Annotated in this window: 10 protein-coding genes and 7 pseudogenes; 14 read left to right on the plus strand and 3 right to left on the minus strand. The window is 68.0% G+C overall.

The window, feature by feature from the left end; translation table 11 throughout:
- Window positions 1-68: 68 nt before the first annotated feature.
- Window positions 69-995: pseudogene (locus tag QA802_RS40765) on the plus strand (ISAs1 family transposase); the annotation flags it as partial.
- Here QA802_RS40765 and QA802_RS41860 read toward each other — a convergent pair.
- A pseudogene (locus tag QA802_RS41860) lies at window positions 993-1198 on the minus strand (hypothetical protein); the annotation flags it as partial. The pseudogenes QA802_RS40765 and QA802_RS41860 overlap by 3 nt on opposite strands.
- On the opposite strand from QA802_RS41860, the pseudogene QA802_RS40770 reads away from it, so the two are divergent.
- The 4 genes and pseudogenes from QA802_RS40770 to QA802_RS40785 form a co-directional block, all read left to right on the plus strand.
- A pseudogene (locus QA802_RS40770) lies at window positions 1199-1661 on the plus strand (IS110 family transposase); the annotation flags it as partial.
- Window position 1662: 1 nt separating this feature from the next.
- Window positions 1663-1797, plus strand: a pseudogene (locus QA802_RS40775) (DUF6192 family protein); the annotation flags it as partial.
- A gap of 3 nt (window positions 1798-1800) precedes the next feature.
- Window positions 1801-2229: a RacP protein gene (locus QA802_RS40780; protein ID WP_334534080.1), complete on the plus strand. Its 429-nt coding sequence runs from the start codon at window positions 1801-1803 to the stop codon at window positions 2227-2229.
- Between the two features lie 56 nt (window positions 2230-2285).
- Entirely contained in the window at window positions 2286-3155 is an 870-nt protein-coding gene (locus QA802_RS40785) for an IS5 family transposase (RefSeq protein ID WP_334534082.1), read from the plus strand.
- 207 nt (window positions 3156-3362) lie between these two features.
- On the opposite strand, the gene QA802_RS40790 is transcribed toward QA802_RS40785, so the two are convergent.
- The gene (locus QA802_RS40790) at window positions 3363-3830 is read right to left on the minus strand and encodes a hypothetical protein (protein ID WP_334534084.1); all 468 of its coding nucleotides are present in this window, start codon (window positions 3828-3830) and stop codon (window positions 3363-3365) included.
- A 411-nt stretch (window positions 3831-4241) separates the two neighbouring features.
- Between QA802_RS40790 and QA802_RS40795 the strand changes: the two genes are divergently transcribed.
- The 4 genes from QA802_RS40795 to QA802_RS40810 all read left to right on the plus strand — a co-directional run bounded on the left by QA802_RS40795 (window position 4242) and on the right by QA802_RS40810 (window position 9079).
- Window positions 4242-6380, plus strand: a complete 2139-nt coding sequence (locus tag QA802_RS40795) for an MMPL family transporter (RefSeq protein ID WP_334534087.1) — start codon at window positions 4242-4244, stop codon at window positions 6378-6380.
- A 138-nt stretch (window positions 6381-6518) separates the two neighbouring features.
- Window positions 6519-7862, plus strand: a complete 1344-nt coding sequence (locus QA802_RS40800; protein ID WP_334534089.1) for a sensor histidine kinase — start codon at window positions 6519-6521, stop codon at window positions 7860-7862.
- Window positions 7859-8530, plus strand: coding sequence for a response regulator (locus QA802_RS40805; RefSeq protein ID WP_334534092.1), 672 nt, complete (start codon window positions 7859-7861; stop codon window positions 8528-8530). Before QA802_RS40800 ends, QA802_RS40805 begins: the two co-directional genes overlap by 4 nt.
- A gap of 168 nt (window positions 8531-8698) precedes the next feature.
- Window positions 8699-9079 (plus strand): AQJ64_40280 family protein, encoded by a 381-nt coding sequence (locus QA802_RS40810; protein WP_334534094.1) that lies wholly within the window; start codon window positions 8699-8701, stop codon window positions 9077-9079.
- Window positions 9080-9141: 62 nt separating this feature from the next.
- On the opposite strand, the pseudogene QA802_RS40815 reads toward QA802_RS40810, so the two are convergent.
- Window positions 9142-10228 (minus strand): annotated as a pseudogene (locus tag QA802_RS40815) (alcohol dehydrogenase catalytic domain-containing protein).
- Window positions 10229-10286: 58 nt separating this feature from the next.
- Here QA802_RS40815 and QA802_RS40820 point away from each other — a divergent pair.
- From QA802_RS40820 to QA802_RS40840, 5 genes and pseudogenes are all read left to right on the plus strand, one after another.
- Window positions 10287-10706: pseudogene (locus QA802_RS40820) on the plus strand (LysR family transcriptional regulator); the annotation flags it as partial.
- Window positions 10699-11766, plus strand: a pseudogene (locus QA802_RS40825) (IS1380 family transposase); the annotation flags it as partial. The pseudogenes QA802_RS40820 and QA802_RS40825, both read left to right, overlap by 8 nt.
- Before the next feature lie 117 nt (window positions 11767-11883).
- Complete coding sequence (locus tag QA802_RS40830) at window positions 11884-12654, plus strand: transposase (RefSeq protein ID WP_334534097.1); 771 nt, start codon at window positions 11884-11886, stop codon at window positions 12652-12654.
- A 321-nt stretch (window positions 12655-12975) separates the two neighbouring features.
- Complete coding sequence (locus QA802_RS40835; RefSeq protein ID WP_334534100.1) at window positions 12976-13215, plus strand: hypothetical protein; 240 nt, start codon at window positions 12976-12978, stop codon at window positions 13213-13215.
- Window positions 13216-13280: 65 nt separating this feature from the next.
- Window positions 13281-14417, plus strand: coding sequence for an amidohydrolase family protein (locus tag QA802_RS40840; RefSeq protein ID WP_334534103.1), 1137 nt, complete (start codon window positions 13281-13283; stop codon window positions 14415-14417).
- Window positions 14418-14422 lie beyond the last annotated feature (5 nt).

Genomic DNA, 14422 nt, shown 5'->3' on the forward strand with positions numbered 1-14422 from the left:
CGGAAGCAGATGAACACGGCACCTGTGGATCATGGAGTTCTCTACGCTGCAAGATCCACGAAGGTGCCGTGTTCGTTCCTCCATCATCCCCTGCCGTCGTTCCCGTCTCTCCGGCGCCCCGCCTGGAGGCCCTCGGCTCGGATGCTGCACGAGGCCAAGTCCGCGGCCTGGTTGCCGAGTTCGAGTCGGTCACCGATCCTCGCGGGGCGTGCGGGGTGCGCTACCGGGTCTCCTCGCTGCTGGCCCTGGTGGTCTGTGCGATGACCCCGGCGGGCCATGACTCCATCACCGCGGCGGCGGAGTGGTGCCGACGTGCGACGCCTGAGGAACTGGCCGCTTTCGGTCTGCCCTACCATCCGTTGCGCGGCCGCTACCGGATCCCGAGCGAGAAGACCTTGCGCACCGTTCTGGGGCGGCTCGATCCCGGTGAGGTCAGCGCGGCCCGCTACGACCACCTGCGGCCCCTGCTGTCCACGGTGTCCCACTCTCCCGAGCCGCTCATGCCCGACGGCGGCATCGAACGCGAACAGCGCCGCGCCCACCGGGCGGCCGCCCGCGCCGAACCGGTGCGCTCCCGGCGCCGGGCCATCGCGGTGGACGGCAAGTGCCTGCGCAGTGCGAAGCGCCCGGACGGCAGCCGGGTCTTCGTGCTCTCCGCCGTCCGGCACGGCGACGGCATCACCCTCGCCTCCCGCGAGATCGGCGCGATGACCAACGAAACCCCCGAGTTCCAACCCCTGCTCGACCAGCTCGACGACGCTGATCTCAAGGGGGCCGTCGTCACCGCCGACGCCCTCCACGCCCAACGCGACCACGCCGCCTACCTGCACGAACGCGGCGCCCACTACCTGCTGACCATCAAGAACAACCAGCGCAACCAAGCCCGTCAACTCCACGCCCTGCCCTGGAAGGAGATCCCCGTCATCCACCGTGACGACGCCCGCGGCCACGGCCGCCACGAACAGCGTCTCGTCCAGGTCGCCACCGTCAACGGCCCACCCGTTCAGCAGCCGCTGGTAGGCATCCAGCCGCGGTGACTTCGGCTCGCTGCGGCCGTTCTCCCAGTTCTTCACCCGGCAGCCTCACGCAGCCGGGCCCGCTCCGCCGGAGGCGGCAGGTGCGGCTCCTCGTTCAACAGAGCGTCGACGGACGCGAACAGCTCTTCCTCAGAAGGAGCCCTGAAGCCGACCTCGGCCACGCCGACGGCGGAGCCGCCCTGACCATCGCGATCCTGACCAACCACGCTCAGCCAGTGCACTACATCTCTGGCCGGGCCATCCAGCGAGCCTCGGAAAGCTACCGCGGCGAGGGCAAGACCGACGCCAAGGACGCCGCAGTCATCGCCGACCAGGCCCGACCTGCACCCCTTACGGACCGGCGACGAGACCGTCACCGACCTCAAGATCCTCACCGGCCGTCGCACGGACCTGGTCGCCGACCGCACCCGCACCGTCAACCGCCTACGTGCCCAACTGAACGGAATCTTCCCGGGCCTGGAGCGGGCCCTGGACCTCACCAACACCGGCCCGCTCGTGCTGCTGACCGGCTACCAGACCCCGGCAGCTCTTCGCCGGACAGGCAAAAAGCGGCTCGAGACCTGGCTGCGCAACCGTAAGGTTCTGCGCGCTGACCGGCTCGCCGAGACAGCTTTGGAGGCTGCCAGGTGACGACGAACGCACCATCGTTCACGAGAACGTCGCCCGTGTCAGGGCGACCCTGGACTGGATCGAGACCGCAGTCGACACCGGCAAGGTGGACGTCGACGGCGAGCTGGCACGTCTGCTGCAAGGCGAGTAGGCGATGCCCCGCGCTTCCGAGCGCAGATCACCCGCCGCCCCACGACACGCCGACACCGTCCGGTTCGTGCTCTTCGAGGCCCGCCCGGCCGGTCTGACCTTCAACCAACTGGTCAGGTCCAGCGAACTGTCGCCCCACCAGACCCGCTCGGGCCTGGCCTGCCTGCGGGACACCATCACCGAACGCGGGGGGCCTCCCCTGATCTGGACCCGCCCGGACGGCTACAAGTTCTGCGCCGACCCCGCCGAGCTCCAGGCATACGAGGTCGCGGTCATCCGTGGGAAGCTCACCGAGATCCGCAGGTTCATCACCGGGACCGTCGCCCCACATGCCGTCCTCCAGCCCAAGGGACGGTGGATCAAACACCTCAACACCCAGCTCAACTCGGTCGAGTCCACACTCGACGTCATCGCCGACTTCACCGACGCCTGACCGGCGGGGCCGGCCGCGAAGCGGCCGGCCCCGCCCCGTCTTTCAGGGAGGGAACGTTGTCACGGCGACGCTGCTACCCCTCCGACACCTGGGACGACGAATGGGCCCTGCTCGAACCCCTGTTGCCGACACCGGCCTGCGAAACGAAGGCGGGCGGCCGTCCAGAAAAGCACCCCCGCCGGGAGATCGTCGACGCGATCCGCTATGTCGTCGACACCGGATGCAAGTGGAGGGCCCTGCCCAAGGACTTCCCGCCCTGGCGCACGTGTTACGGATTCATGGCCCGCTGGGCTGCCGCTGGCGTCATCGGGCAGATCCGTGACCAGCTCCGCAAGCGGATCCGCCGCGAGATGGGCAAGGCGCCCGGAGCGGTCGCCACCGTCATCGACTCCCAGTCGATCAAGGCCGCCGAGACCGTCGGCAAGGACTCTCGCGGCTACGACGCCGGCAAGAAAATCAATGGCCGTAAGCGGCACCTGGTCGTGGACACCAAGGGTCTGCCGCTGTTCGTCATGGTCACCCCGGCCGACATGACCGACCGCAACGCGGCCAAGGAAGTGCTGTTCCGGCTGCGGCTGATGCACCCCGAGATCACCATCGTCTGGGCCGACTCCGCCTATACCGGACAGCTCGTGACCTGGGCGAAGACCTACCTGAACCTGACGATCAAGACCGTCAGCCGCCCGAACGATGCCTCCGCGTTCGTCGTTCTGCCCCGGTGCTGGGTCGTCGAACGCTCACACGCCTGGGTCATGCACGTCCGTCGGCACGCGCGCGACTATGAACGGCTCATCCAGCACTCGGAATCGCTCATCACCTGGGCCGCGATCACCCTTATGACCAGGCGCATCACCCGCCGAAACTCCCGCAGGAGCGGACAGCTGGCCTCCCGCGAGGCCCAACGCGACCGATCGTCTCGGCGCTGACGGTCAGCAGTCCCACCAAGAGGTCACCGGGCCTTCAAACCGGCCTCATTATCGCACCACCACGACGGCTCCACCTGGCAAGCCGCCACGGCGAGGCCGCGCCGTCAGCCGTCGACCAGCCGTGTTTCTGAGCTGGGCAAACACCGAAACCCCACAGACTGGCATGTCATGACCGGCTCAAAAGCAAGCAACTCAGCTCGTCTGATCTCACTGCGGCAGGCCAGCCTCGGCCGCCCGGCGGAAGACGTGCCCACACGTGGGTAACCGTATCGGCGCGCGTTCGGCGAGGACGAGCAGTGCATGGCGCAGCTCCGTGCTCAGCTGAGTGAGCCGGTGGCTGTACTGGCCGCCTCTGTAGACGTGCAGGCGGAAGATGTTGATGGCGTGTCCGTCACGGTCGTCGGCGAAGGTTTTCGGGAGCCCGGCGAGCAGTTCGTAGTCGCGCTTGCCAGTCGCCGCCTCGGCTACGGCCTTGAGGGACAGATCATCTAATTCTGCTGCGGACAATGAAGTGTCGACTGCGACAGCATGGGTCGCCAGGGCCGCGAAGATCTCGATCAGTCTCTCGCCTGCCGTCGTGTCGATGCCCCAGGCCTGCAGGTTCTCGTGGCGACGAGCCTGCCGCCATGGCTCTGGTCCACCAACGGCAGCAGGACACGACCCAGATGAGCGCATCGAGGCCACAGCATGTCGTGGTCGGGGGTCACGGTCGATCCTCTCGACGGCGAGTGGAAGGCCTGGGGCAGAGGACCAATTCGACGACCACCAGGCCCTCCAATTTCGCACTACGTCTGATCTGGGCGAGATCACGAACGCGATCCTGTACGTGGACCGCAGCTTCGTCGAGCACGCCGCAGTCCTCGAGCGAGAACACCGTCTCCTAGCGCGACCCGACATCACCGGATCAAAGCTGCATACCGGGATGAAACAACGGGAGAAGACGACCTCCTACTCCCCAGGGAGTAATCCGCAGCCGCCGTCACCCCCGGCAGTACGCGTCACCTCGCCCTCCCGCCCGACGAAAGCCGTGGTTCTGACCGGAAGTCTGGGGACGGAAGCAGACGTCACCCGGAGGGAGATCGGTCGATGAGGGCCGGAGAGACAACCGCTACGACGAGGCTGGGGCCGGGGCGCGGGCGAGCCGTTCCATGGGCGGTGCTCGGGCTGTGGATTGCGGTGATCGCGCTCGTCGGGCCGTTCGCGGCGAAGCTCGCCGATGTGCAGCACGACAAGGTCACCGACTACCTGCCGGCGAGCGCGGACTCGACGCAAGCGGCGAAGATCGAGGAGAAGTTGCCCGGTGGCGAGACCACCGAGATGGTGCTCGTCTACCACCGGGACGGCGGGCTCAGCGCCGCCGACCGGGAGACCGCGGCCGGGCAGGTCGCGGAGATCGCCCGGGAGCACGAGCTGATCGACGGTGTTCCCGACGGGATTCCGTCCAAGGACGGCACGACCCTGATATACCCGGTCGCCAGCAACGATCCCGGGGCGGACGAGGAGAAGCAGGACAAGCTCGTCACCGATGTCCGCGAAGTCGCCCAGGGCGAAGGCGGGTTGAGCGTCGATGTGGGCGGCACCGGCGCGCTGGGCACCGACTCCGGCGCGGTCTACGACTCGCTCGGCGGACCGCTGCTCTACACCACCGTCGCCGTCGTCGCCGTACTGCTGATCCTGATCTACCGCAGCCCCGTGCTGTGGCTCGTGCCCCTCGTCGTCGCCGGGATCGCCGACTACATGTCGATGGGCGTGGCCTACGGCCTTAACCAGGCCTTCGGCACGGCCGTCTCGGGGCAGAGTTCGGGTGTGATGACAATCCTTGTGTTCGGGGCGGGCACGGACTACGCGCTGCTGCTCGTCTCGCGCTACCGGGAGGAGCTGCGGCGCATCGAGCGACCGTACGAGGCCATGGTCGCCGCCCTGCGCGGCTGCGGGCCCGCCGTGCTCGCCTCCTCCGGCACCGTCGCCGCCGGACTGCTGTGCCTGCTCGCCGCCGACCTCAACAGCAGCCGGGGCATGGGCCCGCTCGGCGCCGTCGGTGTGCTGTGCGCGCTGATCGCGATGATGACCCTGCTCCCCGCCGTCCTCGTAGTGGTCGGACGGCGGGTGTTCTGGCCGCTCGTGCCCGCCTTCGGGAGCACGCCCAAGCAGCGGCGGAGCCTGTTCTCGGCGATGGGCAGCTCTGCCGGACGCAGGCCGCTGACGGTACTCGCGAGCGGTGCCGTGCTGCTCGGTGCCCTCGCCCTCGGCTCGTTCAACCTGCCGGGAGCGCTTAAGCAGGAGGACTCCTTCGTCAAGAAGCCAGAGTCCGTCGTCGCGATGGAGACCGTTGCCAAGGCCTTTCCCGACAGCGGCAGCCAGCCCATCGACGTGATCACCCCGCAGGGGCGCGTCGACGAGACCCTCGCGACCGTCCGCGGCACCCCGGGCGTCGGCAGCGCGGAGAAGGGGCGTACGGGAGGCGGCTGGACTGAGATCTCCGTCTTCGCGAAGAGCGCACCCCAGTCGGCGGGGGAGACCACCACCATCAAGTCCCTGCGGGACGAACTGAAGGGCTCCTACGTCGGCGGGGACAGCGCCCAGCAGATCGACCTGGAGGACACCAACGCCCGGGACACGAAGATCGTCGTACCGCTCGTCCTCGTCTTCGTGATGCTCGTCCTGATCGGGCTGCTGCGGAGTCTGGTCGCACCGCTGCTCCTGGTGGCCGCGGTCGTCGCGGTGTGGGGCGCCTCCCTCGGGATCGGCGGACTGGTCTTCGAACCGCTCCTCGGCCTCAAGGGCACCGATCCGGGGCTCGGACTGCTGTCCTTCGTGTTCCTGGTCGCCCTCGGCGTCGACTACGGCATCTTCCTCATGCACCGGATGAGGGAGGAGTCCCTGGCGGGAGCGGAACCGGCCACGGCGGCACTGACCGCGCTGCGCACCACCGGCGGCGTCATCGCCTCCGCCGGACTCGTCCTCGCCGCGACCTTCGCCGTGCTGACGAACATGGGCCTGGTGCAGCTGGTCCAGCTCGGCTTCGTGATCGCCGTCGGCGTCCTGCTCGACACCTTCCTCGTACGGACGTATCTGGTGACCAGTGCCAGCGTGGCCCTGGGCCGGAAGGTGTGGTGGCCGGGCGTGCTCTCACGGCAGCCCGGGCCGGCCGAACCGGCCGGGTCGAGCGGAAGGGGCGGACCGGCCGAGCCGCCCCGGCAGCCGGAAACCGTCAGTGCACCCTGAGCACGCAGACCGAAGGCCTCGATCTAACGCTCTGATTCGAGCACGCTGACCGTGCGCCTTGATCCGGCGGGCCTGCCTGGGCGCCTCTCCTTTCGGAGGGGCGCCCAGGCCCCCGCACGACTACCGGAAGATGGAGCCGTGGAAGAACGGGGAACGACCACAGGGGTACGCGACCGGTCGGCGGCGGAGACGGCGGACGGTGGCGACGGGCGGTCCCGTCGCGTCGAGCGCATCATGTCCGCCATCAACCGCGAACCGCTGACCGCACCGCACCGCACCCGCAATGACGCGGTCCTCGCGCTGGGCGTCGCCGTGCTCGCCCTAGCCATCACCCTGACGGGCGGCGAAGGGACCCGGCCCGACCATCTCAGCTGGATGCTGCTGCTCGCCGGGCACGTGCCCCTCTTATGGCGGCGCCGCAGTCCGGTGGTGGCCCTGCTCGGGGTGGTGGCCTGTATGGCTCCGTACTACGCCTTCGACTACAACCCTGCCCTGCCCACACCCGCGATCGTCCTGGCGCTCTACACCGTCGCGGCGACCGGCACCGTACGCCGCACGCTGCTCACCGGTGTCGCCGTCCTCGTCCCGACACTGATCAGCAACGGCCTCACCAACTCGGACGGGGCGCTGGAGTCCCTGGAGATCTCCGGCTGGATCATCGCGGTCCTGTTCGTCGGTATCGACGTCCGCTACTACCGCTTGTACGTCGCCTCCGTCGTCGAGCGGGCCGAACGGGCGGAGCGCACCCGGGAGGAGGAGGCCAGGCGCCGCGTCGCCGAGGAACGGCTGCGGGTCGCCCGTGACCTGCACGACCTGCTCGCCCACAGCATCACGCTCATCGGCGTGCAGACGTCCGTGGCGGCCCACGTCCTCACCGCCGACCCCGAGCGCCTCGACCGCAAGGCCGTCGCGCAAGCGCTGGACGACATCGCGGGGACCTGCCGGATCGCCCGGGGGGAACTGCGTACGACGCTGGAGGTGCTGCGGGCGCATGACACGGTCGTGGGAGTGGACGCGGATCCGGGGCTCGGTTCCGTGTCCGGTTCTGTTTCCGGGGCCGAGGACATGCGGGGGCCGCTGCCCGGGATCGACGGGCTGGCCGATCTCGCGGAGACCGGCCGGGTGGCCGGGGCCAAGGTCGAACTGTCCGTCCGCGCGGACGACATCCCGCCCTCCGTGGGCGCCGCCGCGTACCGGATCGTGCAGGAGGCGCTCACCAACGCCGTACGTCACGGCGGCCGCGAGGACCTCACCGTGCGAGTGGGTCTGTGGACCGCGGACGGCGCACTGCGGGTGAGTGTCAGGGACGACGGCTCGGGCGGCGGGGTGGGCCCGTCCGACGGCACCCCGGGGTTCGGGCTCATCGGAATGCGGGAGCGGGCCCGTAGCGTGGGCGGCACACTGGACGCCGGCCCGGGGCCCGCCGAGGGCTTCGAGGTGACCGCCACACTGCCGCTGTCCCGGGAGGACGAGGTTCGATGACCATCCGCGTACTGCTGGCCGACGACCAGAACCTCGTACGGGCCTCCTTCGCGATGCTCGTCTCGTCGGCAGGCGACATGGAGGTCGTCGCCGAGGCGGGCACCGGGCGGGAGGCCGTGGCGCTGGCCCGGTCGGCGCGGGCCGATCTCATCGTGATGGACATCCGCATGCCCGACCTCGACGGGATCGAGGCGACCCGGCTCATCGCCGCCGACGAGGCTCTCGCGGGGGTGAAGGTGCTCGTCCTGACGACGTACGAGACCGACGAGCACATCGTCGAGGCACTGCGGGCCGGGGCGTCCGGCTTCCTCGTGAAGGACATCAGGCCGGCCGAACTCCTCGACGCCATCCGCACGGTGGCCGCGGGGGACTCCCTCCTCTCGCCCGGTCCCACCTCGCGGCTGATCGCACGCTTTCTGCGCGCGCCGAACACCGGGACGACCCCCGCGGTGGGCGGGCTGAGCGGGCTGTCCGAACGGGAACGGCAGGTGCTCGCGCTGGTCGCGCGCGGTCTCAACAACCCCGAGATCGCCGACGCGTTGGGACTCAGCCCGCTGACCGCGAAGACCCATGTCAGCCGGATCATGGGCAAGTTGGGGGCGCGGGACCGGGCGCAACTGGTGATCGTGGCATACGAGTCGGGGCTTGTGATACCTGGGACTGTCTGAGTTCGGGCCGACTTCGAGGCGGGTTCAGGTTGCGTTCAGGGGGAGGGCAGACAGTCGGAAGTGTTCGGTCCGCGTTCGTCCCGGCTCACTCAACCTGCGCAAGCGCTGGGCAGTCCTACCGGATGCCGAGATCGGAACAGGCATCCGACCGCTCGACTGAGGAGAAGGATGGCGAATCTGAACACGCAGACGACCTGGATTGACGCACGTGAACGACTGCCGCGGGAGGGTGTACCGGTGGCGGCGGCGATCACGGGCCGGTACCCGGCTGACAGCGCTGAGTCCGAGAACGCGGTGGAGGAGGCGTTCTGGCTGGTGAGGCCGATGTACTTCACGACTCGGCACTTCAGTGAGGACGGAACGGAACACAGGGACTGCTTCGTCGACTCTGACGGATATGTCCGTCTGCCCTACGGCATTGCCGACGATGACACGGTGACTCACTGGGCTGAGCTGCCCACCCTGCCGGGCAGGACGACACACCTCGTTCTCGGGGACGACGTGCAGCCGGCGCTCCAGGATGCGTGGCGTGCTCGCCCTGGCACCTGACACACGTCCTGTTTCGGATGCGGAGTCGCTTGAACTGGTGCAGCCAGGCGAAGGCGCGCTTGTCAGCGAGCCGGTGGGGTGAGGGTGGTGCGGTCGAACGGGCCACCATGTGAGGCGGCGTACGTGACGGCCTCGTTGACGGCGTTGAGGCCGAACGACCGGACCCGTTCGGTGGCGAGGTCCAGGGTGCCCGAGGCGAGGAGCCGGATGATGCCGACGTTCGCTGTACGCGGGTACATCCACTGGCCGCGCACGGTGATCGAGTTGCGCATGATCCATGGGTACGGGAGGGCGAGGTCGTCGCCGCCGAGCATGCCGACGCCGCCCATGAGAACGACGCGGCCGTATTCGCGCACGGTCATGGCTGCCGTGCGCGCTGCCGAGCTGGGTGCGCTCGGCGGTAGCAGGTCGATCACCATGTCGATCGGGCCGTCGGCCGCCGCGGACATCGCCGCGCGGTCGCCGGCCTCGTCCCCGGTGAGCGGAACCGGGCGCACGAGCGGACCGAACCGATCGGCGAGGAGGTCGAGCGCGGCCTGGTTGCGGCCTGGGGCGACCACGCGGCCCGCCCCCATGGCAAGCGCCACCGCAACCGCGCTACTGCCGAGGTTGCCGGTGGCCCCGCTGACGAGCAGCGTCTCACCGGCTGCGAGCCCGCCGGCCAGCAGCCCGCCGTAAGGGATGACGTGCACGCCGAGCGCGGCCCAGCGGGCCGGGTCGTCCCCCGCCGCTGAGGGGAGCGGGAAGACGTTCTCCGTCGGGACCCGCATGAGCTCGGCGAACGAACCGTCGTGCAGGCACAGGGCGAGGCGCGCGCCCCTCGCCGCGGGAACTCCAGCCCTGGAGCGTGATGTCGGGCGTCAAGGCGTCATCACGCGAGCGCACCGTCGAGTCGCACCACACCAGGTCGCCGGGGCGCAGCCGGGTGGCGTCGGAGCCCACGTGGACGACCCGTCCCACGCCGCCGATCCCGGGCACGACGGGAGGGACCAGGGGGTAGTTCCGCTCGCCGCTGAAGACCTCAGCCGCGTAGGGCGCCACGCTGGCGGCGAGGACCTCGACCACCACCTCGCCGCCGCCGGCCTCGGGGTCGGGAACCTCCCGCACCGTGAGCGGGGCACCGAACTGCGTCAGAACTGCTGCTCGCACCTGATGACCTCCGTGTTCGTCCGTGTTCGTCGGGATCGACACTAGGAACCCGGCGGGCATGCGGGAAGCGACGATCAAGCATCTGTGGTATGCGTATCTCGCATGGACATCTCCAGTCCTGCGGCAGATCGCCGAGTCCGGCAGCTTCACCGCAGCAGCCACCCGGCTCGGCTACACACAGTCGGCGGTCTCACGCCAGGCCGCCGCCCTCGAACGAAGCGCGGGCACCGCCCTATTCGAACGCCGCCCTGACGGAGTGCGGCTCACCCCCGCGGGTCTGACTCTGCTGCGCCACGCTCGCACGATCCTGGACTGTCTGACGGCGGCCGAGGGCGACCTCACCGGCACCGTCCCGCGTACCGAACTGGTGCGGCTCGGACTGTTCCTGAGCGCGGGCGCGGCCATCCTGCCGCTCTCGCTCACCCACCTCGCGGCGACCGACCCGCAGATCACGGTCACCACGACCGAGGGCACCACGACGCTCGGCGAGAGCCGTCGCCCGGGAGATCGCCTGGCTCCAGGCCGCTGAGACCACCGGCGGCATACCCGCAGCCCGCGCCGGTAGCCGCGACCTGCCGAGCCTGGTCCTGGACCTCGACGCCACCCTCGTCACCTGCCACTCGGAGAAGAACAGGCAGCGCCGACCTACAAACGCGGCTACGGCTACCACCCGCTGCTGTGCTTCCTGGACAACACCGGCGAAGCCCTGGCCGGGGTACTGCGGCCGGGCAATGCCGGCGCCAACACCGCCGCCGACCACATCGCAGTCCTGGACGCTGCCTTGGCCCAGATCCCCGACGCCCACCGCCACGGCACCGACATCCTCATCCGCGCCGACAGCGCCGGAGGCGCGAAAGTCTTCCTCGCACACGTTCGAGCACTGCGCGAGCGGGGAATCCACACCTTCTTCTCCGTCGGATACGCCGTCACCGAACCAGTCCGCCGCGCAATCCGTGCCCTGCCCGACCACCTGTGGCACCCCGCGCTGGAGCAGGACGGCACCCTGCACACGTGGCAGAACTGACCGGAACGGTGGACCTGGCGGACCACCCGGACGGCACCCGGATCATCGTCCGGCGCGAGCGCCCACATCCCGGCGCCCAGTTGTCCTTGTTCGATCTCGACGAGGGTATGCGCCACCAGGTCTTCCTCACCCCCCACGACGAAGGCTCCCTGCAGCATCTGGAAGTCCGCCACCGTGCGCACGCCCGCGTCGAGGACCGCATCCGCTGCGGCAAGAACACTGGTCTCGGCCGCTTCCCCTCCCGCCACTTCGCCATCAACGCTGCCTGGCTGGAGCTTGCTCTGACCGCCGTCGACCTGCTCGCCTGAACCCAAGTTCTGCTACTGAACGGCGAATCGGCCTCCGTCGAGCCGAAGAAGTGGCCTCCGTCGAGCCGAAGAAGCTCCGCTACCGGCTGCTGCACGCAGCCGCCCGCATCACCCGCGGCGGGCGCCGCCTTTACCTGCGGATCTCCGCTACCTGGCCCTGGTGGAGCACCCGACCCGAGCGTCGGGCCTCGGCCATGCTCGCCTGACGGCAAGCGGCCAACAACCACGGGTCGCCGCGATCAGCCCGGCTGATCACTCCCAACCGAAACGCGGAGGCTAAGACTTGTCCCGTAACTGCTGGTCACGGGTGAGATGATCTTGTTGTGTCTGGTGTGATCACGGCGTCGGAGCCTTCCTGGATAGCCCCGTTCACCGGGCTGAGCCCGCGTCAGTTCGGGAAGCTGATCACAGCGTTGCGGCGCGAGGGTGCGGACCCGGTACGCAAGGGCCGGCCGTGGAGCCTGCCGCTGGAGGACCGTGTACTGCTGGTCGCCGCCTACTGGCGGACCAACCTCACGCTGCGCCAACTGGCGCCGCTGTTCGGGGTGTCGAAGTCGGCCGCCGACCGCATCATCGGCCACCTCGGACCGGCGCTCGCCCTCCAGCAACGCAAGCGGTTCCGCAAGGATGCCGTGCTGATCGTGGACGGCACCCTGGTCCCCACACGCGATCACCAGGTCGCCGAGCAGTCGAAGAACTACCGCTACTCGACCAACCACCAGGTCATCATCGACGCCGACACCCGGCTCGTCGTCGCCGTCGGCCGCCCGTTGCCCGGCAACCGCAACGACTGCAAGGCGTGGGAACTGTCCGGCGCAAAGGACGCCGTCGGCAAGACAACGGTCATCGCGGACGGCGGCTACCGAGGCACCGGCCTGGTCATCCCGCACCGCCGCGAACCCGGCCAGGCCGAACTCCCTGACTGGAAAGAGGAACACAACACCTCCCACCGCAAAGTCCGCGCCCGCGTCGAGCACGCCTTCGCCCGCATGAAGACCTGGAAGATCCTCCGCGACTGCCGCCTCAAGGGCGATGGCGTCCACCACGCCATGCTCGGCATCGCCCGCCTGCACAACCTCACCCTCGCCGGGTGACGGAGAAACGGCAGGCCATCCAGCACGTCAAAGATCATTTACGGGACAGCGCTTAGTGATGGCAGTCGACGCAGCACCCGGGGAAAGCGCAGGGCACCCGCACCACAAACCTCATAAAGTCACGACCGTCTCACTGGACTTGAAATCTTCCGGCAGCCCCTGGACTTCGGGCCCAGTTGCGACGGGCCTTGATTCTCGTGCGGGTGTCGAACGGCGCTCCGGAGAGTACTCCCGTCGGAGTAACGTCGTACCGCCTGTCTCCCGAGGGATGACGACCGCAGTATGACGAAACAGCACGGAATCGGGCCTAGCGTTGGGGCTATGCCGGAACTTGATAGTCCACTGCGGAGTTTCGGGGTGGCCACCAAGGCGCTGGCGACGGCGTTCCCTGTCGCCGCATGCGGGGTCACACGCCGACAACAGTGCGGGGCCCGCTGCGGCCGGCCCGCACAGCGCGCACGCGGACGGTCGTCAGCTCCACCACAGCCGCTGCGCACCGGCGAGCGGTTCCTCGACCTGAGCGCTGCCGCGGTGCGCGAGCAGGACGCGAAGACCCCCTGAAGCATCTCGCAGACGGATGCCGTACGGATACCTCACCACACCAACGCCTGAAGAGAGGGACTGACATGAAGCCCATGGGACGCCGCGGCTTTCTCACCGCCAGCACGGCACTTGGCATTGGTGCCGGCTTGTCCACGCACGCCATTCTCTCGGAAGCGAGCGAGAACGAGACTTCGGACAAGACTTTGGACATTTCACGGCGGGACCAGGACCTGCCCTTCATCGGCACGGAGGAGACCTTTTCGACTCCCACGTTGTTGAAGCTGAACTCCATCAATCAGGATCACATAGCGTTCCTTGAGGAAATTGGTCTTTCGGATCTAGGTCAACGCCGCATCGGCGATATGGATGCGGGGGGACTCAACGTTCAAATCCTCTCTGCTCATACACCCTCCGTGCAAAATGTCCCTGGGCAGAGGGGCATCGACCTTGCTAATCGTCTTAACCGGCAACTTGTAGACGGGCCAATCGCCAAATATCCGGACCGCTTCAGGGCTTTCGCCACCTTGCCCTTGCAGAGCCCGGAGGCGGCGGCGGATGAACTGGAACGCTCGGTTCGGGAAGATGGCTTCTTGGGCGCACTGACCAACGGACACATCGCGAAGAAGTATCTCGATCATCCCGATTTCGAGCCTGTGCTGGCACGTGCCGTTGCTCTCGATGTGCCGATCTACCTGCATCCCGGCTATCCAGCTGACGAGGTCTTCAAGATCTACTACAGCACCACGCGGTCTAAATACACGGAAGAGTACCAAGACTACATTTTCAGTGGGTCTGGATATGGCTGGCACCAGGAGGTGTTGACCCAATGCATTCGGATGATCGCGTACGGGGTTTTCGACAGATTCCCCAAACTGAAAATCATCATCGGCCACATGGGCGAAGGTCTTCCCTTCTACTACGAGCGGATCGTCAATGACATGGGCGAGCCAACCAAAGACTCGCTCGAGAAGCCCATCGGGAAATACTTCCAGGACAACTTCTGGGTCACAACCAGCGCATTTCCCCAGACCGAACTGCTCGATCTCCTGCTGAAGTACATAAGCGTGGATCGAGTGATGTTCGCAACCGACTACCCGTTCGCGGACATAAAGGAGCAGGCCGACTGGTTTCGCGGAGTCGATTTGCCACGCGAAGACAAGGAAAAGATTGCATTCCGAAATGCAGAGAAACTGTTTAGAATGAAAGTGCCCGTGAAGTGATACGC

This window comes from Streptomyces sp. B21-105, assembly GCF_036898465.1.
GTDB lineage: Bacteria > Actinomycetota > Actinomycetes > Streptomycetales > Streptomycetaceae > Streptomyces.